At 56.7% G+C, this 20,533-nt stretch carries 20 protein-coding genes; 12 read left to right on the forward strand and 8 right to left on the reverse strand.

Annotated features, from left to right (window positions below):
- Positions 1 to 67: 67 nt before the first annotated feature.
- Both znuB and znuC read right to left on the reverse strand, forming a co-directional pair.
- Complete coding sequence (znuB, locus tag DVA43_RS03675) at positions 68 to 853, reverse strand: zinc ABC transporter permease subunit ZnuB (RefSeq protein ID WP_103822383.1); 786 nt, start codon at positions 851 to 853, stop codon at positions 68 to 70.
- On the reverse strand, positions 850 to 1,605 hold the full coding sequence (gene znuC, locus DVA43_RS03680; protein WP_114314609.1) for a zinc ABC transporter ATP-binding protein ZnuC: 756 nt from the start codon (positions 1,603 to 1,605) through the stop codon (positions 850 to 852). The genes znuB and znuC overlap by 4 nt, the downstream gene beginning before the upstream one ends.
- Positions 1,606 to 1,682: 77 nt before the next feature.
- Between znuC and znuA the strand changes: the two genes are divergently transcribed.
- From znuA to lpxM, 3 genes are all read left to right on the forward strand, one after another.
- Positions 1,683 to 2,627 carry a zinc ABC transporter substrate-binding protein ZnuA gene (gene znuA, locus DVA43_RS03685; RefSeq protein ID WP_139157123.1) on the forward strand — a complete coding sequence of 315 codons (945 nt, stop codon included), beginning with the start codon at positions 1,683 to 1,685 and terminating at the stop codon, positions 2,625 to 2,627.
- Positions 2,628 to 2,642: 15 nt separating this feature from the next.
- Positions 2,643 to 3,965: a murein DD-endopeptidase MepM gene (gene mepM / locus DVA43_RS03690; protein WP_114314610.1), complete on the forward strand. Its 1,323-nt coding sequence runs from the start codon at positions 2,643 to 2,645 to the stop codon at positions 3,963 to 3,965.
- Positions 3,966 to 4,081: 116 nt separating this feature from the next.
- Complete coding sequence (lpxM, locus tag DVA43_RS03695) at positions 4,082 to 5,053, forward strand: lauroyl-Kdo(2)-lipid IV(A) myristoyltransferase (protein ID WP_114314611.1); 972 nt, start codon at positions 4,082 to 4,084, stop codon at positions 5,051 to 5,053.
- Positions 5,054 to 5,163: 110 nt separating this feature from the next.
- On the opposite strand, the gene pyk is transcribed toward lpxM, so the two are convergent.
- Both pyk and DVA43_RS03705 read right to left on the reverse strand, forming a co-directional pair.
- Positions 5,164 to 6,606, reverse strand: a complete 1,443-nt coding sequence (gene pyk / locus DVA43_RS03700; RefSeq protein ID WP_114314612.1) for a pyruvate kinase — start codon at positions 6,604 to 6,606, stop codon at positions 5,164 to 5,166.
- 123 nt (positions 6,607 to 6,729) lie between these two features.
- The gene (locus DVA43_RS03705; RefSeq protein WP_103822378.1) at positions 6,730 to 7,635 is read right to left on the reverse strand and encodes a MurR/RpiR family transcriptional regulator; all 906 of its coding nucleotides are present in this window, start codon (positions 7,633 to 7,635) and stop codon (positions 6,730 to 6,732) included.
- A gap of 323 nt (positions 7,636 to 7,958) precedes the next feature.
- Between DVA43_RS03705 and zwf the strand changes: the two genes are divergently transcribed.
- From zwf to DVA43_RS03720, 3 genes are all read left to right on the forward strand, one after another.
- Entirely contained in the window at positions 7,959 to 9,434 is a 1,476-nt protein-coding gene (zwf, locus tag DVA43_RS03710) for a glucose-6-phosphate dehydrogenase (RefSeq protein WP_103180055.1), read from the forward strand.
- A gap of 234 nt (positions 9,435 to 9,668) precedes the next feature.
- Positions 9,669 to 11,480, forward strand: a complete 1,812-nt coding sequence (edd, locus tag DVA43_RS03715; protein WP_114314613.1) for a phosphogluconate dehydratase — start codon at positions 9,669 to 9,671, stop codon at positions 11,478 to 11,480.
- Between the two features lie 38 nt (positions 11,481 to 11,518).
- Entirely contained in the window at positions 11,519 to 12,160 is a 642-nt protein-coding gene (locus tag DVA43_RS03720; protein ID WP_103822376.1) for a bifunctional 4-hydroxy-2-oxoglutarate aldolase/2-dehydro-3-deoxy-phosphogluconate aldolase, read from the forward strand.
- 104 nt (positions 12,161 to 12,264) lie between these two features.
- Here the strand turns inward: DVA43_RS03720 and purT are convergent, their stop codons facing one another.
- Positions 12,265 to 13,443 (reverse strand): formate-dependent phosphoribosylglycinamide formyltransferase, encoded by a 1,179-nt coding sequence (purT, locus tag DVA43_RS03725; protein ID WP_114314614.1) that lies wholly within the window; start codon positions 13,441 to 13,443, stop codon positions 12,265 to 12,267.
- A gap of 148 nt (positions 13,444 to 13,591) precedes the next feature.
- Between purT and yebF the strand changes: the two genes are divergently transcribed.
- The 3 genes from yebF (at position 13,592) to ptrB (ending at position 16,849) form a co-directional block, all read left to right on the forward strand.
- Complete coding sequence (gene yebF / locus DVA43_RS03730) at positions 13,592 to 13,939, forward strand: protein YebF (RefSeq protein WP_103822374.1); 348 nt, start codon at positions 13,592 to 13,594, stop codon at positions 13,937 to 13,939.
- An 87-nt stretch (positions 13,940 to 14,026) separates the two neighbouring features.
- The gene (locus tag DVA43_RS03735; protein WP_114314615.1) at positions 14,027 to 14,677 is read left to right on the forward strand and encodes a tellurite resistance TerB family protein; all 651 of its coding nucleotides are present in this window, start codon (positions 14,027 to 14,029) and stop codon (positions 14,675 to 14,677) included.
- A gap of 90 nt (positions 14,678 to 14,767) precedes the next feature.
- Positions 14,768 to 16,849: an oligopeptidase B gene (gene ptrB / locus DVA43_RS03740; RefSeq protein WP_103822372.1), complete on the forward strand. Its 2,082-nt coding sequence runs from the start codon at positions 14,768 to 14,770 to the stop codon at positions 16,847 to 16,849.
- On the opposite strand, the gene exoX is transcribed toward ptrB, so the two are convergent.
- From exoX to DVA43_RS03755, 3 genes are all read right to left on the reverse strand, one after another.
- Complete coding sequence (gene exoX, locus DVA43_RS03745; protein WP_103822371.1) at positions 16,831 to 17,493, reverse strand: exodeoxyribonuclease X; 663 nt, start codon at positions 17,491 to 17,493, stop codon at positions 16,831 to 16,833. The genes ptrB and exoX overlap by 19 nt on opposite strands.
- Before the next feature lie 24 nt (positions 17,494 to 17,517).
- Positions 17,518 to 18,174 carry a nitrilase-related carbon-nitrogen hydrolase gene (locus DVA43_RS03750; RefSeq protein WP_114317069.1) on the reverse strand — a complete coding sequence of 219 codons (657 nt, stop codon included), beginning with the start codon at positions 18,172 to 18,174 and terminating at the stop codon, positions 17,518 to 17,520.
- A 107-nt stretch (positions 18,175 to 18,281) separates the two neighbouring features.
- A complete protein-coding gene (locus tag DVA43_RS03755; protein ID WP_103180048.1) occupies positions 18,282 to 18,512 on the reverse strand; it encodes a DNA polymerase III subunit theta in 231 nt (76 codons plus the stop codon).
- A gap of 136 nt (positions 18,513 to 18,648) precedes the next feature.
- Between DVA43_RS03755 and yobA the strand changes: the two genes are divergently transcribed.
- Genes yobA through DVA43_RS03770 form a run of 3 tightly spaced genes read left to right on the forward strand, consistent with a single transcriptional unit; the run spans position 18,649 to position 20,241 of the window.
- Complete coding sequence (gene yobA / locus DVA43_RS03760) at positions 18,649 to 19,014, forward strand: CopC domain-containing protein YobA (RefSeq protein ID WP_114314616.1); 366 nt, start codon at positions 18,649 to 18,651, stop codon at positions 19,012 to 19,014.
- 1 nt (position 19,015) lies between these two features.
- Positions 19,016 to 19,888, forward strand: a complete 873-nt coding sequence (gene copD, locus DVA43_RS03765) for a copper homeostasis membrane protein CopD (RefSeq protein WP_114314617.1) — start codon at positions 19,016 to 19,018, stop codon at positions 19,886 to 19,888.
- Between the two features lie 14 nt (positions 19,889 to 19,902).
- Positions 19,903 to 20,241, forward strand: coding sequence for a YebY family protein (locus DVA43_RS03770; RefSeq protein ID WP_103180045.1), 339 nt, complete (start codon positions 19,903 to 19,905; stop codon positions 20,239 to 20,241).
- Positions 20,242 to 20,533 lie beyond the last annotated feature (292 nt).

Raw genomic sequence — 20,533 nt, forward strand, 5'->3', positions numbered from 1 at the left:
TATCCGGCCTACATAAGCGCGATCCTGTAGGCCCGGTAAGCGTAGCGCCACCGGGCAATTAATGACCTTAGCTGGCCGGTTTCTTCATCATGCTGAAGATAAACAGCATCGCCGCGCACAGCACCACCGACGGTCCGGCAGGGGTGTCGTAAAACGCCGAGAAGGTGAGCCCGCCGGTGACGGCAATCATCCCCACCCCCACGGCCACACCGGCCATCTGCTCCGGGGTACGGGCAAAACGACGGGCGGTGGCGGCTGGGATAATCAGCAGTGAGGTGATGATCAGCGCCCCGACAAACTTCATCGCCACGCCAATGGTCAGGGCGGTGACCAGCATCAGCAGCAGTTTCACGCGTTGCAGCTTCACGCCATCAACAAAGGCTAAATCCGGGCTGATGGTCATCGCCAGCAGGTTACGCCACTGCCACAGCAGGATTGCGAGGACTATTACCACCCCGATGGCAATGGCGATCAGATCATCAGGCGTCACCGCCAGCAGATCGCCAAACAGATAGGCCATCAGATCCACGCGAATATTGGACATCAGGCTGACTACCACCAGACCCAGCGACAGGGCGCTGTGGGCCATGATCCCAAGCAGCGTATCCACCGCCAGATGCGGGCGCTTCTCCAGCCAGACCAGGCCGGCGGCCAGCAGCAGCGTAACCACAATCACCGCGTAGAAAGGATTCACATCCAGCAGCAAACCAAACGCCACCCCCAGCAGGGAAGCGTGCGCCAGCGTATCGCCAAAGTAGGACATCCGGCGCCAGACAACAAACGAGCCCAGTGGACCCGCCGCGCAGGCGAGCATCATCCCGGCCAGCCAGCCGGGCAGTAAGAGTTCAATCATGAGTTACCGTTTCCCCGGCGAAGGACAATGCGTCCCTGCAAATCATGGCGGTGGTTGTGATGGTGGCGATAAATGCCCAGCTGTTCGGCACCGCGAGGACCAAACATCGAGATAAACTCCGGATGCATGGAGACCACTTCCGGCGTGCCGGAGCAACAGATGTGATGGTTCAGACAGAGCACTTCGTCCGTTTTCGCCATAACCAGATGCAGGTCGTGCGACACCATCAGGACGGCGCAGTCCAGCTCTTTACGCAGCTGATCGATGAGGTCATACAGGGCAACCTGGCCGTTGACATCCACACCCTGAGTCGGCTCGTCGAGCACCAGCAGCTGCGGCTTATTCAGCAGGGCGCGGGCCAGCAGCACGCGCTGGGTTTCTCCGCCGGAGAGCTTTTGCAGGGGCGCGTCGATAAGATGCCCGGCCTGCACCCGCTTGAGCGCCGGAAGAACATCCTCTTTACGCGTATCGGGACGCAGACGCAGGAAACGGCTGACCGTCAGCGGCAGCGTGGCGTCCAAATGCAGTTTCTGAGGGACATAGCCAATACGTAGCTGCCGGTCACGCTTGATCAGGCCTGCATCGGGTGCTACCAGACCGAGTACAACCCGCACCAGCGTTGATTTACCCGCGCCGTTAGGGCCGAGCAATGTCAGAATTTTGCCTGGCTTCAGATCCAGCGAAACGTCAGAGAGGACGCGGCGCTGACCAAATGAAACCGAAATATTTTCGAGAGAAACCAAAGTCGTCATATCAATTTATGCTTGCAGAAGTCATCGAATGTTATAATATCACATTCCACATGTTCATTACGATGATTAGTCGCATTATGTTACAGAAAAATACGCTTCTTTTCGCTGGATTATCCGCCGCCCTTTGGGGTACCGCAGTACAAGATGTTAACGCCGCTGTTGTCGCTTCGCTTAAACCGCTCGGTTTTATCGCTTCCGCTATTGCAGATGGCGTCACAGAAACCCAGGTTTTATTGCCCGATGGTGCGTCAGAGCATGACTATTCTCTGCGCCCTTCGGACGTAAAACGTTTACAAAACGCGGACTTAGTTGTATGGATTGGCCCGGAGATGGAAGCCTTCATGCAAAAGTCAGCGAGTCAGTTGCCTGACGCTAAACAGGTTAACATCTCTGGCCTTGCAGGTGTGAAACCGCTTCTCATGAAAGGGGCGGATGATGACGATCACGACCACGATCATGGCCATGGTGCAGAGGAAAAAGGTGATGAGCATCACCATCACGGTGACTACAACATGCACCTTTGGCTTTCACCAGAAATAGCGCGGCTGTCAGCGGTTGCAATCCATGAAAAATTAGTGGAACTTATGCCGCAAAGTCGAGCCAAACTAGACGCCAACCTGAAGGATTTTGAGGCACAACTTGCCGCAACCGATAAGCAGGTGGGTACCGAGCTCGCACCATTGAAAGGTAAGGGATATTTCGTTTTTCATGATGCCTATGGCTACTACGAAAAACACTACGGTCTTACGCCGCTTGGCCACTTCACCGTGAATCCAGAAATTCAACCTGGTGCGCAGCGTTTACATGAAATCAGAACACAGTTGGTTGAGCAAAAAGCGACCTGCGTTTTTGCTGAGCCACAGTTCAGGCCAGCGGTCGTTGAAGCCGTGGCAAGGGGAACGTCCGTACGTATGGGCACCCTTGATCCATTGGGAACCTCTATCCAGTTGAGCAAAGCGAGCTATTCGCAGTTCCTCAGCCAACTGGCGAACCAGTATGCGAGCTGCCTGAAAGGAGATTAACGAGGAAGTGATTACGTGCAACAGATAGCCCGCTCTGTCGCCCTGGCATTTAACAATCTGCCCCGGCCCCACCGCGTCATGCTGGGGTCGCTTACAGTTCTCACCTTAGCGGTCGCCGTCTGGCGGCCCTATATTTACCACCCAAATTCCGCGCCAGTTATCAGAACCATTGAGCTGGAAAAGAGTGAAATTCGCTCCCTGCTGCCGGAAGCCAGTGAACCTATCGACCAGGCCCCGCAGGAAGAAGAAGCTATTCCGCAGGATGAGCTTGATGAAAAGACCGAAGCCGAAGTGGGCGTACACGAATATGTCGTGTCAACGGGCGATACATTAAGCAGCGTTCTGAACCAGTACGGCATTGAAATGGGTGAAATCAGCCAGCTTGCTGCGTCTGATAAAGATCTGCGAAACCTGAAAATCGGTCAACAGCTTTCCTGGACCCTCACCGATAACGGTGACTTGCAGCGCCTGACCTGGGAAGTCTCCCGTCGTGAAACCCGCACTTACGATCGTACTGAAAACGGTTTCAAGATGAGCAGCGAAATGCAGCAGGGTGACTGGGTCAACAGCGCCATCAAGGGCACCTTAAGCGGCGGTAGTTTTGTTGCCAGCGCACGTGATGCGGGGCTGACCAGCGGTGAAATCAGCTCGGTGATCAAAGCCATGCAGTGGCAGATGGACTTCCGTAAGCTGAAAAAAGGCGATTCGTTTTCGGTGCTGATGTCCCGCGAAATGCTGGACGGCAAGCGCGAACAGAGCCAGCTGCTGGGCGTCCGTCTACGCACGGATGGTAAAGACTATTACGCCATCCGTGCCGAAGACGGTAAATTCTACGATCGTAACGGTACGGGTCTGGCGAAAGGCTTTTTACGCTTCCCGACCTCGAAACAGTTCCGCGTCTCTTCGAACTTTAACCCGCGTCGTCTGAACCCGGTCACTGGCCGTGTTGCGCCGCACCGTGGGGTGGATTTCGCCATGCCGCAGGGTACGCCTGTTCTGGCAGTCGGTGACGGCGAAGTGGTCATGGCAAAACGCAGTGGCGCGGCGGGTTATTATGTCGCCATACGTCACGGGCGCACCTACACCACGCGCTATATGCACCTGCGTAAGCTGCTGGTGAAGCCGGGCCAGAAAGTCAAACGTGGCGACCGTATTGCGCTGTCGGGCAATACCGGGCGTTCTACCGGCCCGCATCTGCACTATGAAGTGTGGATCAACCAGCAGGCGGTCAACCCATTAACGGCGAAGCTGCCGCGCACCGAAGGGCTGACCGGTAAAGACCGCAGCGATTATCTGGCACAGGTCAAAGAAGTTATTCCGCAGCTGACCCTGAATTAATTCAGCAGCGATAAAAGCCGGTGCACTCCTGCACCGGCTTTTTCTTTTGTGCGTTGCACATGGCCTCGCTAAACTATCTCATCATTATTTAAAGCATCACCCGCCCTGGAAAAAGCATGGAAACCAAAAAGAACAATAGTGAATACATTCCTGAATTTGAGAAATCATTTCGTCATCCGCGCTTCTGGGGCGCCTGGCTGGGTGTCTATGCGTTTGCAGGTATTGCGATGCTGCCTCCCTCCATGCGCGATCCGCTGCTCGGCAAAGTGGGGCGCCTGGCGGGCAAACTGGGCAAAAGCGCCCGACGTCGCGCCCAGATAAACCTTTTTTACTGCTTCCCGGAGAAGAGCGAGGCAGAACGCGAATCCATCATTGATGAGATGTTCACGACCGCGCCGCAGGCGATGGCGATGATGGCTGAGCTGGCCTTACGCGGGCCGGAAAAAATGACCAGCCGGGTCGACTGGAAAGGGCTGGAGATCATCGAAGAGATGCGTCGCAACGACGAAAAGGTGATCTTCCTGGTGCCGCACGGCTGGGGCGTGGATATTCCGGCGATGTTGATGGCCTCGCAGGGGCAAAAAATGGCGGCCATGTTCCATAATCAGGGAAATAAGGTCTTTGATTATGTCTGGAACACCGTGCGTCGTCGCTTCGGCGGACGCCTGCATGCCCGTAACGACGGGATTAAGCCGTTTATTCAGTCCGTACGTCAGGGCTACTGGGGATACTATCTCCCGGACCAGGATCACGGTGCGGAACACAGCGAGTTTGTTGATTTCTTTGCCACCTATAAAGCGACGTTACCCGCCATTGGCCGCTTGATGAAGGTATGCCGGGCACGGGTGATCCCGCTCTTCCCCATTTATGACGGCAAAACCCATCGACTGACGATTGAAGTCCGCCCGCCGATGGATGACCTGCTGACGGCGGACGACAACACCATTGCGCGCCGGATGAACGAAGAGGTGGAAATTCTGGTGGGGCCCCACGCGGAGCAGTACACCTGGATCCTGAAGCTGCTGAAGACGCGCAAGCCGGGCGAGAAAGAGCCGTACAAGCGCAAAGAACTCTATCCGAAGAAATAAAAAATCCCCGGAAACGGGGGATTTTTTTATTGCCCGGTGGCGCTGCGCTTGCACGGGCCTACGGACCTGTAGGCCGGGTAAGCGCAGCGCCACCCGGCGAAACCGTCGGATTATTCGACGGTCATCACGCGGGTGGTGTTGGTCGAGCCGATGGTGCTCATCACATCGCCCTGGGTGACGATAACGATATCCCCGGAGACGAGATAGCCTTTATCGCGCAGCAGGTTCACGGCGTCATTTGCCGCGGCCACACCGTCGTTGTTGCTGTCGAAGAACACCGGCGTCACGCCACGATAGAGCGCGGTCAGGTTCAGGGTGCGCTCATGGCGGGACATGGCGAAGATCGGCAGACCGGAGCTGATACGGGAGGTCATCAGCGCGGTACGGCCCGATTCGGTCATGGTGATGATCGCCGTCACGCCCTTCAGGTGGTTCGCCGCGTACATGGCGGACATTGCAATCGCCTCTTCCACGTTGTCGAACTGAATGTCCAGACGGTGTTTAGAGACGTTGATGCTTGGGATCTTCTCTGCACCCAGGCAGACACGCGCCATTGCGGCCACGGTCTCCGCCGGGTACTGACCGGCAGCGGTTTCCGCAGAGAGCATCACCGCATCGGTGCCGTCGAGGACGGCGTTCGCCACGTCCATCACTTCCGCACGGGTCGGCATCGGGTTGGTGATCATCGACTCCATCATCTGGGTTGCGGTGATCACGGAGCGGTTAAGCTGACGCGCACGGCGGATCAGCGCTTTCTGGATCCCGACCAGTTCCGGGTCGCCAATTTCAACGCCCAGGTCACCGCGGGCAACCATCACCACATCAGACGCCAGGATGATATCGTCCATCGCATCCTGGCTGCAGACCGCTTCAGCACGTTCTACTTTCGCCACGATTTTGGCATCGCAGCCTGCCTCGCGCGCCAGACGGCGGGCATAGTTCAGATCTTCGCCACAGCGCGGGAAGGAGACGGCCAGATAATCCACGCCGATATCCGCGGCGGTGATGATGTCGGCTTTGTCTTTTTCGGTCAGGGCTTCAGCAGAGAGACCGCCGCCCAGCTTGTTGATGCCTTTGTTGTTGGAGAGCGGGCCGCCAACGGTCACTTCGGTGAAGACCTTCATGCCCTGAACGTCGAGCACCTTCAGCTGAACGCGACCATCGTCGAGCAGCAGGATATCGCCCGGTACCACGTCAGCAGGCAGGCCTTTGTAGTCGATGCCCACTTTCTCTTTATCGCCTTCGCCTTTACTCAGGTTGGCATCCAGCAGGAACTTGTCCCCGATATTGAGGAAAACTTTGCCTTCTTTGAAGGTGGATACACGGATTTTTGGACCCTGCAGATCACCGAGGATAGCGACATGACGTCCCAGTTTTGCCGCGATCTCACGGACCTTGTCTGCACGTAATTTATGATCTTCTGGCGTACCGTGAGAGAAGTTCATACGCACTACGTTGGCGCCTGCGGCGATAATTTTCTCAAGGTTATTATCGCGGTCAGTAGCCGGGCCTAAGGTGGTAACGATCTTGGTTCTGCGAAGCCTTCTGGACATGTAATACTCCGTTGTCTAAAACAACCTGGTGTTGCGTGAACGATGATTCGGCACGTTGTCCGTCTTTAATAGCAACAGCAAACTTACCGAATGCCGAAAAAAGTAACAACTTTGTAATTGAAATCAGGGAATTTCACCCTTGATGAACAATTCTTTATCAAAACGCGATTCCTTGAGCGCTTCTTTGACACGCTTCAAGTTATCTCTGAATTTCGCCCCGCGGCGCAGGGTAAAACCGGTCGCCAGGACATCGATGACGGTGAGCTGCGCCAGACGGGACACCATCGGCATGTAGATATCGGTGTCTTCCGGCACGTCTAGCGTGATCGCCAGCGTCGCTTCACGCGCCAGCGGCGTCCCGGTGGAGGTAAGGGCGATGACCATGGCATCGTTTTCACGCGCCAGCTGGGCCAGTTCGACCAGACTTTTGGTGCGGCCAGTATGCGATATCAGCACCACCACGTCATCTTCGTTACAGTTCATACAGCTCATGCGTTGCAGCACGATGTCGTCGGAATAGATAACCGGGACGTTAAAGCGAAAAAATTTATTCATCGCATCGTGAGCGACAGCGGCGGAGGAACCGAGGCCAAAGAAGGCAATCTTCTTCGCCTGGGTCAGCAGATCGACGGCGCGGTTAACCGAGGTCATATCCAGCGACTGGCGGACCTGATCCAGCGTCGCCATGGCCGATTCGAAAATCTTGCCCGTATAGGCCTCCACGCTGTCGTCTTCATCGACATTTCGGTTCACATAGGGGGTACCGTTCGCCAGACTTTGCGCCAGATGCAGTTTAAAATCGGGAAATCCACGCGTCTCCATGCTGCGGCAGAACCGGTTGACGGTCGGTTCACTGACCCCGGACTCCTGTGCCAGGGCGGCAATGCTGGAATGAATGGCCTGAGCGGGCGCGGCGAGAATTACTTCAGCCACTTTTCGCTCGGATTTGCTAAGGTGTTCCAGTTGAAACTGGATTTTTTCCAGCATGTTCATTATTAACACAGCGCTCATCGGTGGAAGCGATTTCATAAATGGGTGAAATCGCGATTCGAATTAGCAAGAATATACGCCTGTGATAGTCCGAAAAGGACAAACCATGGAAAAAATGTTGTTGTTTTTTTTCATTACTTGATCGCTGTCGGATTTTAGCAACGGCCTGACTGAGCAAAGTTTCACCAGTTTCATCGCCATTACCTTCGCTGCTGCGCGCTCCGGGCGAAATATCGCCGTATCGCACGGGAGGATAAGCGCAAATGGTTTCGGGAATGACGTAAAAGCAGTAGAGTGCATTGTAATAAAATTACAACGATATTCTGGCAAAAGCACCAGGATATCCAACTGAGGAGAATGACATGGCGGTAACGCAAACAGCCCAGGCATGTGACCTGGTCATTTTCGGCGCGAAAGGCGATCTTGCACGCCGTAAATTGCTGCCTTCCCTGTATCAACTGGAAAAAGCGGGTCAAATCCACCCGGAGACCCGCATCCTGGGCGTGGGCCGTGCGGACTGGGATAAAGACGCGTATACCAAAGTCGTGCGCGAAGCCCTGGAAACTTTCATGAAAGAGAAAATCGATGAAAGTTTGTGGGACAAGCTGAGCGGACGTCTCGATTTCTGCAACCTCGACGTTAACGACACGTCGGCATTTGCCAATCTGAGCGCAATGCTCGATCAAAAAAATCGTGTCACCATTAACTACTTTGCCATGCCGCCAAGCACCTTCGGCGCCATCTGCAAAGGACTGGGTGAAGCGAACCTCAACGCCAAACCTGCGCGCGTGGTGATGGAAAAACCGCTGGGCACCTCCCTTGCTACCTCCCGCGAAATCAACGACCAGGTCGGTGAATATTTCGAAGAGTGCCAGGTTTACCGTATCGACCACTATCTGGGTAAAGAGACGGTGCTGAACCTGCTGGCGCTGCGCTTTGCGAACTCCCTGTTTGTGAATAACTGGGACAACCGCACCATCGATCACGTTGAGATCACCGTGGCAGAAGAGGTCGGGATTGAAGGGCGCTGGGGTTACTTCGACCAGGCCGGGCAGATGCGCGACATGATCCAGAACCACCTCCTGCAGGTGCTCTGTATGATCGCCATGTCTCCGCCGTCGGATCTCACCGCGGACAGCATCCGCGACGCGAAAGTGAAAGTATTGAAGTCACTGCGCCGTATCGACCGCTCCAACGTGCGTGAGAAGACGGTACGCGGCCAGTACACCGCCGGATTTGCGCAGGGCAAAAAAGTGCCAGGCTACCTGGAAGAAGAGGGCGCGAACAAATCCAGCAACACCGAGACGTTTGTGGCGATCCGCGTGGATATTGATGACTGGCGCTGGGCGGGGGTTCCGTTCTACCTGCGTACCGGTAAACGTCTGCCCGCTAAATGCTCTGAAGTGGTTGTCTATTTCAAAAATCCGGAGCTGAACCTGTTCAAAGAGTCCTGGCAGGAGCTGCCGCAGAACAAACTGACCATCCGTCTGCAGCCGGACGAGGGCGTGGACATTCAGGTGCTGAACAAAGTGCCGGGCCTGGACCACAAACACAACCTGCAGACCACCAAGCTGGATCTGAGCTACTCCGAAACCTTCAACCAGACCCATCTGGCGGATGCGTACGAACGTCTGCTGCTGGAAACCATGCGCGGTATCCAGGCGCTGTTCGTCCGTCGTGACGAAGTGGAAGAGGCGTGGAAGTGGGTCGACTCCATCACCGAAGCGTGGGCAGCGGATCAGGATGCACCGAAACCTTATCAGGCGGGCACCTGGGGACCGGTTGCCTCGGTGGCGATGATCACCCGTGATGGCCGTTCCTGGAACGAGTTTGAGTAAGGCTGACCGCTAATCCCTACGGGGTATTTTACCGGTAACATGATCTGGCTCAGGCCAGCGTGCAATATTTAATCATTTAAGCCCCGGGTGGATTTCCACCCGGGGCTTTTTTTATTACACTGCCAGCAGCGATTTTGCCCCAGAGCTCCGGCAATCAAGCGTTTCAGCGATGTTATCGCCTGCTAAACACTTTGTTAATTCCAGAGCGCGGACAGATAAATGACAGGAGCTTCTATGAATTCGACTTTGTTACGGGTAACACAGCGCATTATTGAGCGTTCGAAACAGACCCGTTCTGCCTACCTCGCGCGCATCCAGCAGGCGAAGTCCGATACGGTCCATCGATCGCAGCTGGCCTGCGGCAACCTGGCGCACGGTTTTGCCGCCTGTAAGCCAGAAGATAAAGCCTCGCTGAAAAGTATGCTGCGTAACAATATCGCGATCATCACCTCCTATAACGATATGCTCTCGGCGCACCAGCCCTATGAGACCTACCCGGATATCATCCGCAAGGCGCTGCACCAGGCCAATGCGGTAGGCCAGGTGGCGGGCGGGGTGCCCGCCATGTGCGATGGCGTGACCCAGGGGCAGGATGGCATGGAGCTGTCGCTGCTGAGCCGCGAAGTGATCGCCATGTCCACGGCGGTCGGTCTGTCGCATAACATGTTTGACGGCGCGCTCTACCTCGGCGTGTGCGACAAGATTGTTCCGGGCCTGACCATGGCGGCGCTGTCGTTTGGTCATCTGCCTGCGCTGTTTGTGCCGTCAGGCCCAATGGCCAGTGGCCTTGCTAATAAAGAGAAGGTGCGTATTCGTCAGCTTTACGCCGAAGGCAAAGTTGACCGCATGGCGCTGCTGGAATCCGAGGCTGCCTCTTACCATGCACCGGGCACCTGTACCTTCTACGGCACCGCCAACACTAACCAGATGGTGGTGGAGTTTATGGGGATGCAGCTGCCGGGCTCGTCCTTCGTCCATCCGGATGCCCCGCTGCGTGAAGCGCTGACCGCTGCCGCTGCCCGTCAGGTGACCCGCCTGACCGGTAACGGCAACGAGTGGATGCCGCTCGGTAAAATGGTAGATGAAAAAGTGGTAGTGAACGGTATCGTGGCCCTGCTGGCGACGGGCGGTTCCACTAACCACACCATGCATATGGTGGCGATGGCGCGTGCCGCCGGGATCCAGATCAACTGGGATGATTTCTCCGATCTGTCTGAAGTGGTTCCGCTGTTGACCCGTCTTTACCCGAATGGTCCGGCTGATATCAACCACTTCCAGGCGGCGGGCGGTGTACCGGTGCTGATGCGCGAGCTGCTGAAGGGCGGCCTGCTGCATGAAGATGTCAACACTGTGGCCGGTTTCGGCCTGCAGCGTTACACCCTGGAGCCGTGGCTGAACGAGGGCGAACTGGACTGGCGTGAAGGGGCCCAGGCCTCGCTGGATGACAGTGTGATCGCCACCTTCGACAAGCCTTTCTCCCACCACGGCGGCACCAAGGTGCTGACCGGCAACCTGGGCCGTGCGGTGATGAAAACCTCCGCGGTGCCGGTGGAAAACCAGATCATTGAAGCCCCGGCAGTGGTTTTCGAAAGCCAGCATGATGTTCTGCCGGCATTTGAAGCCGGTCTGCTGGACAAAGATTGCGTCGTTGTTGTCCGTCATCAGGGACCAAAAGCGAACGGAATGCCAGAATTACATAAACTAATGCCGCCACTTGGTGTATTATTGGACCGCCGTTTCAAAATTGCATTAGTTACCGATGGACGCCTCTCCGGTGCATCGGGTAAAGTGCCTTCCGCCATCCACGTCACCCCGGAAGCCTACGACGGTGGACTGCTGGCGAAAGTGTACGATGGCGACATCATCCGCGTTAATGGTCAGACAGGCGAGTTGACCTTACTGGTGGATGAGGCGGTCCTGGCCGCACGTAAGCCGCATATTCCTGACCTGAGCGCATCGCGCGTGGGAACGGGACGCGAAATGTTCAGCGCGTTACGCGAGAACCTCTCGGGTGCAGAACAGGGCGCGACCTGTATTACGTTTTAAGACGACAAGAATTATCGATCTGGCGAGAGAAAACTCTGATGAAAAACTGGAATACAAGTGCAGAAGCAATCCTGAAAACTGGCCCGGTAGTGCCGGTTATCGTGATTAATAAGCTGGAACACGCGGTCCCGATGGCGAAAGCGCTGGTTGCGGGCGGTGTACGCGTACTGGAAGTCACGCTGCGTACTGCCTGTGCAATGGATGCTATTCGCGCCATCGCCAAAGAAGTGCCGGAAGCGATCATCGGTGCGGGTACCGTACTGAACCCGCAGCAGCTGGCTGAAGTTACCGAAGCCGGTGCGCAGTTCGCCATCAGCCCGGGCCTGACCGAGCCTCTGCTGAAAGCCGCAACCGAAGGCTCCATTCCTCTGATCCCGGGCATCAGCACCGTGTCTGAACTGATGCTGGGTATGGACTACGGTCTGAAAGAGTTCAAATTCTTTCCGGCGGAAGCGAACGGCGGCACCAAAGCGCTGCAGGCTATCGCAGGTCCGTTTGCTAACGTCCGTTTCTGCCCAACTGGCGGTATCTCTCCGGCGAACTACCGTGACTACCTGGCGCTGAAAAGCGTGCTGTGCATCGGTGGCTCCTGGCTGGTGCCGGCGGATGCCATGGAAGCGGGCGACTGGGATCGCATCACTAAGCTGGCGCGCGAAGCGGTAGAAGGCGCGCAGCAGTAAGATCCTGGTATTGTGCGCGTTTTTTGCCTGGTGGCGGCTTCGCCTTACCCGGCCTACGATAAACGTCAAATGCCATACAAAAACGGGCCAATCGGCCCGTTTTTTTATCCTGCTACCTGCACGCTGGCGGCCGCGTTTTTCGCCCGCTCAACGGCCTCTTCCACGCTGTCGCCTGTCGCCAGCGCCACACCTAAGCGACGCGAGCCGTCAATTTCCGGCTTACCAAACATACGCAGCTGCAGGCCAGCGCCCACCGCGGCATCGACATTATCGAAGGTGACGTTCTGGCTGGTCAGCTGCGGGAGGATCACCGCCGAGGCTGCCGGGCCGTACTGACGCACACCGCCAACCGGCAGGCCGAGGAAAGCGCGAACGTGCAGAGCAAACTCGGAGAGATCCTGCGAAATTAAGGTCACCATACCGGTGTCGTGCGGGCGAGGGGAGACCTCGCTGAAGATAACCTCGTCGCCACAAACGAAGAGCTCCACGCCAAACAGCCCATGGCCGCCCAGCGCCAGCACCACTTTACGGGAGATCTCTTCGGCGCGCGCCCGGGCCAGCGAGCTCATCTGCTGCGGCTGCCAGGATTCACGGTAGTCGCCATCTTCCTGGCGATGACCAATCGGCTCGCAGAAGTGGACCCCATCCACGGCGCTGACGGTCAGCAGGGTGATCTCAAAATCAAACTGCACGACGCCTTCGACGATTACGCGTCCGGCGCCTGCGCGGCCACCCTGCTGGGCGTAATCCCAGGCCTTGTCCAGCTGTTCGGCGCTGCGCACAAAGCTCTGTCCTTTACCGGAGGAGCTCATCACCGGTTTAATGATGCACGGGTAGCCAATTTCAGCCACGGCCTGCAAAAAATCATCTTTGCTGTCGGCGAAACGATAGCGTGAAGTGGGCAGGGAGAGCTCTTCCGCCGCCAGACGACGAATGCCTTCCCGGTTCATGGTCAACTTCGCGGCGCGGGCGCAGGGCACCACGCGCTGGCCTTCGGCTTCCAGCGCCAGCAGGGTATCGGTGGCGATGGCTTCAATTTCAGGCACCACGAAGTGCGGTTTTTCGGCGGCAATTACCGCGCGCAGGGCGTCACCGTCGAGCATATTAATGACGTGGGCACGGTGCGCAACGTGCATCGCTGGCGCATCGGCATAACGGTCGACGGCGATCACTTCGATACCTAAACGCTGGCACTCAATGGCCACCTCTTTACCCAGTTCACCTGAGCCCAGCAGCATCACACGCGTTGCTGCCGGACGCAGCGCAGTTCCTAAACGAGTCATAATGATTCCCCTGAAAAAGTTGCGCGCAGTATAAACGAAAACGTTTGCGTCTGTCTTGTGTTGCGAAAATCTGTCGGGCTGACGGAGGGTTATTTGCATCGCGGCGTTTTTCGACCATGCTTTTGTTGAACCAAAACAGGAGAGCATGATGAACAAAACAGGGGTAGCAATAGCACTGCTGGCCGCCAGCCTGACCGCCCAGGCCGCAGAGGAGAAAACCGTGAAATTTCCCACCTGCGAAGGGCAGAATGCCGAAGGTATTGCCGCCAGCGTGAAGCGGGATTATCTGCAAAACCGCATCGTGCGCTGGGCGGACGATCAAAAAACTCTGGGACAGGCCGATCCGGTAGCCTGGATCAACCCTAAGCAGGTGAAAGGCGAGAATGATCGCTGGACGGTACCGCTGACAGTACGAGGTAAAAACACCGATATCCATTATCAGGTGAAGATCGACTGTAAAGCGGGTAGCGCGCAGTATCAGTCGTCGAAGAGGTGAATTTTCGCTTCTTTTGTCGCCATAGACATTTCCTGACATCCCCTCGCTTACGCTGTGAAATTCATCCACCGTTAAGTGAGGGTAAACATGTCAAACTGGCTGAATCAATTACAGTCTCTGCTCGGGCAGAAAGGGTCTTCGTCATCCGGTGAAGGCCTGAGCAAACTGCTGACGCCGGGGGCGCTTGGCGGCCTGGCCGGATTACTGGTAGCGAATAAATCCTCGCGTAAATTACTGAGCAAATATGGCACCGGCGCGCTGCTTGCCGGGGGCGGCGCCGTTGCCGGTACTGTGCTGTGGAACAAGTACAAAGAGAGAATTCGCAGCGCGCATCAGGGCGAGCCGCAGTTTGGTCAGCAGGCGTCGCCGCTGGACGAGCGCAGCGAAAGGCTGATCCTGGCGCTGGTCTTTGCCGCAAAGAGTGATGGCCACATTGACGATAAAGAGCGGGCTGCCATCGAACAACAGTTGCGCGAAGCGGGTGTGGAAGAGCAGGGCAGGGCGCTGGTGGCACGTGCCATTGAGGAACCGCTCGATCCTGCGCGTCTGGCCAAGGGGATCCAGAATGAAGAGGAGGCCCTCGAACTGTACTTCCTGAGCTGTGCGGCAATCGACATCGATCACTTTATGGAGCGCAGCTATCTTAATGCGCTGGGCGATGCGCTGAAAATCCCGGCAGACGTACGGGAAGGGATCGAGCAGGATATTCGCCAGCAAAAACAAGCGCTCCCCGGCTAGTTTTTTACGCCTCGCCGAGCCGTTTCGCTTGCATCGTGCGCATGTTTTGCCAACCTTATAGGGTGTTAAACGTAGAAGAATCATAACGCCATGCCACCTAAAGCCCAACGCATACCGCACGCTCTCACCATGCACGGTGACACGCGTATCGACAACTATTACTGGTTGCGCGACGATACCCGCTCAAAGCCGGAGGTGCTGGACTACCTCCACGAGGAGAACGACTATGGCCGAAGGGTCATGGCGACGCAGCAGGCTCTGCAGGATCGTCTGCTCAGCGAAATGGTTGAGCGCGTCCCGCAGCGTGACGTCTCGGCCCCCTGGAGTCGAAATGGCTATCGTTACCGGCACGTTTATGAGCCCGGTAACGAATATGCCATCTACCAGCGCCAGTCGGTACTTTGCGCCGAGTGGGAAGAGTGGGAGACCCTGCTGGATGCCAACCAGCGTGCGGCGCACAGCGAGTTTTATACCCTGGGCGGCATGGCAGTATCGCCGGATAACGCCATCATGGCGCTGGCCGAAGATTACCTCTCCCGACGGCAGTATGGTTTGCGTTTCCGCAATCTGGAGAGCGGGAACTGGTATCCGGAGATGCTCGATAACGTTTCCCCCGACTTTATCTGGGCCAACGACTCTGAAACCATCTACTACATCAAAAAGCACGCCACGACCCTGCATCCTTATCAGGTCTGGCGGCATACGGTCGGTACTTCATCGAGAAGTGATGAACTGGTTTATGAGGAGAAAGACGAGACCTTTTACGTCAGCCTGCATAAAACCACCTCCAAACACTATGTGATTATCTTTCTTGCCAGCGCCACCACTACCGAAGTGCTGCTGCTGGATGCCGAGCTGCCGGATGCTCAGCCGCTGTGCTTTATGCCGCGTCGCAAGGATCATGAGTACAGCCTCGATCACTTCCAGCACACCTTCTATTTGCGCTCCAACCGGGAGGGGAAAAACTTTGGCCTCTACAAGACCAAGGTACGTGATGAACGCAAATGGGAAGTGCTGATCCCGCCGCGGGATCAGGTGATGCTGGAAGGCTTCACCCTCTTTACCGACTGGCTGGTGGTTGAAGAGCGCCAGCGCGGGCTCACCAGCCTGCGGCAAATCAACCGTAAAACCCGCGAAGTGATCGGTATCGCCTTCGACGATCCCGCCTATGTCACCTGGATTGGCTATAACCCCGAGCCGGAAACATCGCGCCTGCGTTACGGCTACTCCTCCATGACCACCCCGGATACCCTGTTTGAACTGGACATGGACACCGGACAGCGCCGGGTGCTGAAGCAGGCTGAGGTGAAAGGGTTTAACGCCGATCTTTATCGCAGCGAGCACGTATGGATTGTCGCCCGCGACGGCACCGAAGTGCCCGTCTCGCTGGTCTATCACAAGCACCATTTTCGCAAAGGTAAAAACCCGATCCTCATCTACGGCTATGGCTCGTATGGCTCCAGTATTGACGCGGATTTCAGCGGCAGCCGCCTGAGCTTGCTCGACCGCGGGTTTGTCTTCGCCATTGCCCATATCCGCGGCGGCGGCGAGCTGGGGCAAAAATGGTACGAAGATGGCAAATTCCTGAAAAAGAAAAACACCTTTAATGACTACCTGGACGTCTGCGAGGGTCTGCTGGGGCTGGGCTATGGCGATCGCAAACAGTGCTTTGCCATGGGCGGCAGCGCGGGCGGCATGCTGATGGGCACCGTGATTAACGAACGCCCGGGACTCTTTAAAGGGGTGATAGCGCAGGTGCCGTTTGTGGATGTCCTGACCACCATGCTGGACGAGTCTATCCCGCTGACCATTGGCGAATATGAAGAGTGGGGCAATCCGCAGGATGAGACCTACTATCGCTACATGAAAGCCTACAGCCCCTACGATAACGTTGGCGAGAAAGCCTATCCTCATATGCTGGTTACCACCGGTTTACATGACTCCCAGGTTCAGTACTGGGAGCCCGCGAAGTGGGTGGCGAAGCTGCGGGAAATGAAGACCGACAATAATTTACTGCTGCTCTGCACCGATATGGATGCCGGGCACGGCGGGAAATCCGGTCGCTTCAAATCCTACGAAGGGGTGGCCCTGGAGTATGCATTTCTGGTTGGCCTGGCTCAGGAGACATTAACCAGCCAGGCGGCAGAGGTCGATCAGGATCCGCCCAGATAGTGCTTCAGCGTCAGACGCAGCTCCGGGCTCATTCTGTCGAGGTTATTGTACAGCCAACGGAGATAGCCCGGATCCTTGTCTGCCACTTCCGCCACCGCTTTGCCGCGGTATTTGCCGAAGGTAAAGGTGGTCAGCAGCGCCGGGCGTCCGGTGATATCGGCCATCTCATCCGGCGTCCAGCCGGTGGTGTTCATGATATCGATCAGCAACGCGGCGGTGATGTAGCAGTCGTACAGGGCCCGGTGGTGGTGCAACCCTTCCGGCGTCCGGACGCTCAGTTTGCGCGATTTATAGAGCGCCATATTGCTGTATTTAATGCCCGGCCATAAGCGCCGCGCCAGCTTCATGGTGCAGATCCACTCCCCGGGCATCTCGGGCAGTACACGGCGATCGAAGCTGGCGTTGTGCGCCACATACCAGGGGCTACCGTGATAATGTGGGATCACCTCTTCAATCCAGGGTTTGTCGGCGACCATCGCCTCGGTGATGCGGTGGATAGCCATCGCCTGCGGGCTGATGGGGCGATCCGGACGTACCAGATGGCTGCGTGGATTGACGATCTGCCCGTTCACAACGTCGACAGATGCCACTTCCACAATCCCCCCCTGCAGGTCACAGGTTTCGGTGTCGATGACACGTAGCATGGCTCTCTCCTGGCCGTAAAAGGCTTAGCGTAATGGAATGATCTCACCTTGCCAACCCTGCTCAACAAAGCGCCCGGTCAATAATAGTTCACCCCGGTCGGCGCGGACGATTAATTGCCCACGGGCATCCCAGAGCGCGCTCCCGCCGTCACGGTTCGCCATCAGTACGGCGATGGCATAGCGGTGGGCAAAACGCTGGAGCTGGGAAAAGGTGGCCGACCAGCCCGTTTCACTCACCGCCATGCCGCGGGTAAACAGAGCAGCATCAGGCGCAATATTGGGCTGATCGGAGTGAGGATCAACAATGCTCAGGCCGCCATGTCTGTTCTCCAGACAGGCGCCTGCGCCATGTGGATAAAGAATGGCGTTGGGCTGGCTCGGGGAAAACCAGGCCAGTCCGGGCTGGCGCTGGCCTCTCTCTTCCACCGTGATCCCGGCAATCACCGAGACGTCAGCTGATTTTGCCGCATCCATAAGCGGAGCCAGCTGCTGGTGGTCGGGGGGAGCGGGAAGCCGACCATCGGGCAGGGACGGGCCGGTTAACGACAGCTCAGGGAAGAGGACAACATTGCACTGCTGGCGGGCAGCGGCGGTGATAAAACGCAGGTGATGCGTGATGTGTTCATCAACATAGTGATGGCTCGCGCGGTACTGTGCGGCGGCAATATTCCATTGGGACATCGTGATTTCCTTATACACGGAGTCGCAGAGATTCATAAAGCCCATGAATGTATCAGGGGCTTTAATCCTGGCATAAACAGTGTAAGGAACTGTAACCGCGGGTAAGTTTATTTAACTTTCGGTTCCCACGGCAGGCGAGAGAGGTTAACGGAGTTGAGTCGATGGGCAATCAGGCGCTCGCGAAACCAGTCTCGCAGGTGCGACGGTTGCTCACGCTCCACCACTTCGGCGATTACCGGCATGTTATAGCGCTCTTTGAATGCCACGCCCGCGGCAGCCAAATCAACATTCACTTTGTCCATCTCCTCCTGGGGGAGGGTGGCGAGATTAATATGCATTACCGTCTCCTTCATTTGCGGGCCAACGTTACCCAAACGGCGGCGCGTTGACAAGCCCGGGCAGGATGATCCTCGACTGGACCATTATACAGCGTTATCCTCTGGTAATCAGGCATAACAAAAAGGAATATATGTGATGACAAAACTCGTTACCCGCACCCTGACGCTGCTGCTGGCAACGCTCGCAGCACCGGTTGTTTTTGCTCACGCTCATTTACAGCATCAATATCCCGCCGCAGACGCTGCCGTAGACGCGGCGCCGCAGGCATTGACTCTGAACTTCTCCGAAGGGATCGAACCCCGTTTTAGCGGCGTGACCCTCACCGATGATAAACAGCAGCCCGTCGCACTCGGGGCGGTAAAACGCAACGAGAAGGACCCGACCCAGCTGATCGTACCGATGACCGCTGCGCTGACGGCGGGTACCTATCAGGTGAAGTGGCACGTGGTTTCCGTAGATGGTCATAAGACCGAGGGCAGCTACCGTTTTAGCGTGAAGTAAGATGCTGGCGTTCTGCTACGTTACGCTGCGCTTCGCGCATTTTGCTGCCCTGATGGTGCTATTTGGCAATGCCCTGTACGGTGCATGGCTGGCCCCCGTTGCGCTGCGGCGGCTGATGGCGCGTCGCTTTCGGGGGCAGCAAAAAAAGGTCGCATTCATCAGCCTGCTCGCCGCGCTGATGATGCTGGCGCTACAGGGCGGCATGATGGGTAACGGCTGGCCGGATGTGGTTAGCCCATCCATCTGGCAGGCTGTGCTCACGACCCAGTTTGGGCGGATCTGGTTATGGCAGATGATCCTGGCCCTGATTACATTCTGGGTCGCCTGGATGCAGCCGGGAAAAACCATGCCGCTGATGTTGTTCTTTACCGCTGCGCAGTTTTTCCTGCTGGCAGGAACCGGGCATGCGGCGCTGCATGATGGGATAACGGGCCTGGCGCAGCGCAGCAACCATGGCCTGCATCTTTTATGTGCCGCGGGCTGGCTGGGGGGCCTGCTGCCGCTGCTGTTTTGCCTGCGCCTGTCCCATGGACGCTGGCGGCGAGCCGCCGTTCACACCATGATGCGCTTCTCGCGCTACGGACATCTGGCGGTGGCGGGGGTGATCCTCACCGGAATGGTAAATATTGTGCTGATCCAGGGGTGGGTGCTGCCGTGGCACTCGGCCTGGGGGCAATTACTGTTGGTGAAATGTGCGCTGGTGGTAATGATGGTGGTAATTGCCCTGGTGAATCGGTATGTTCTGGTGCCGCGGTTTCGTTCTGGCGACGGACGCGAGCAACGCTATTTTATCAGGATGACGCAGAGTGAGGTTGTGCTGGGGGCGCTGGTTCTGGCGGCAGTCAGCCTGTTCGCGACCTGGGAACCCTTCTGACGAGGTGGAATACAATGAAAAAAACAGTACTTTCTTTCTTATTGCTGGCCTGCTCCGGTGCGGCACTGGCAGCCCCGCAGGTGATCACCGTCAGCCGGTTCGAAGTGGGTAAAGACAAATGGGCCTTTAACCGTGAAGAGGTGATGCTGACCTGCCGTCCGGGCCATGCGCTCTATGCCATTAACCCCAGCACCCTGGTGCAGTATCCCCTGAACGACGTGGCGCAGCAGCAGGTCGACAGCGGTAAAAGCAACGGCCAGCCCATCTCGGTTATTCAGATTGACGATCCGGCAAACCCGGGGCAAAAGATGAGCCTGGCGCCATTTATCGAGCGCGCGAAGACGCTCTGCTAGCTTCCCGCTTCCAATAAAAAAACCGCAGGCTTCTCTTCGGAAGCATTGCGGTTTTTATGTTTAAGAACAGACTCACGCTTTTTTTCAGGCCACTTTTGCTGCGGACTGGAAAACCTGGCGTCGTCATCTATTCTTAAAGTGCAAGGCGACTTAGCCTGCATTAATGCCAACTTTTAGCGCACGGCTCTCTCCCAAGAGCCATTTCCCTGGACCGAATACAGGAATCGTATTCGGTCTCTTTTTATGTCTTTGTTTTCTATAGGTTTTTTCGGCGCCCTCACGAAATCCCACG

It is taken from the genome of Leclercia sp. W6 (genome assembly GCF_003336345.1).
Taxonomy (GTDB): Bacteria; Pseudomonadota; Gammaproteobacteria; order Enterobacterales; family Enterobacteriaceae; genus Enterobacter.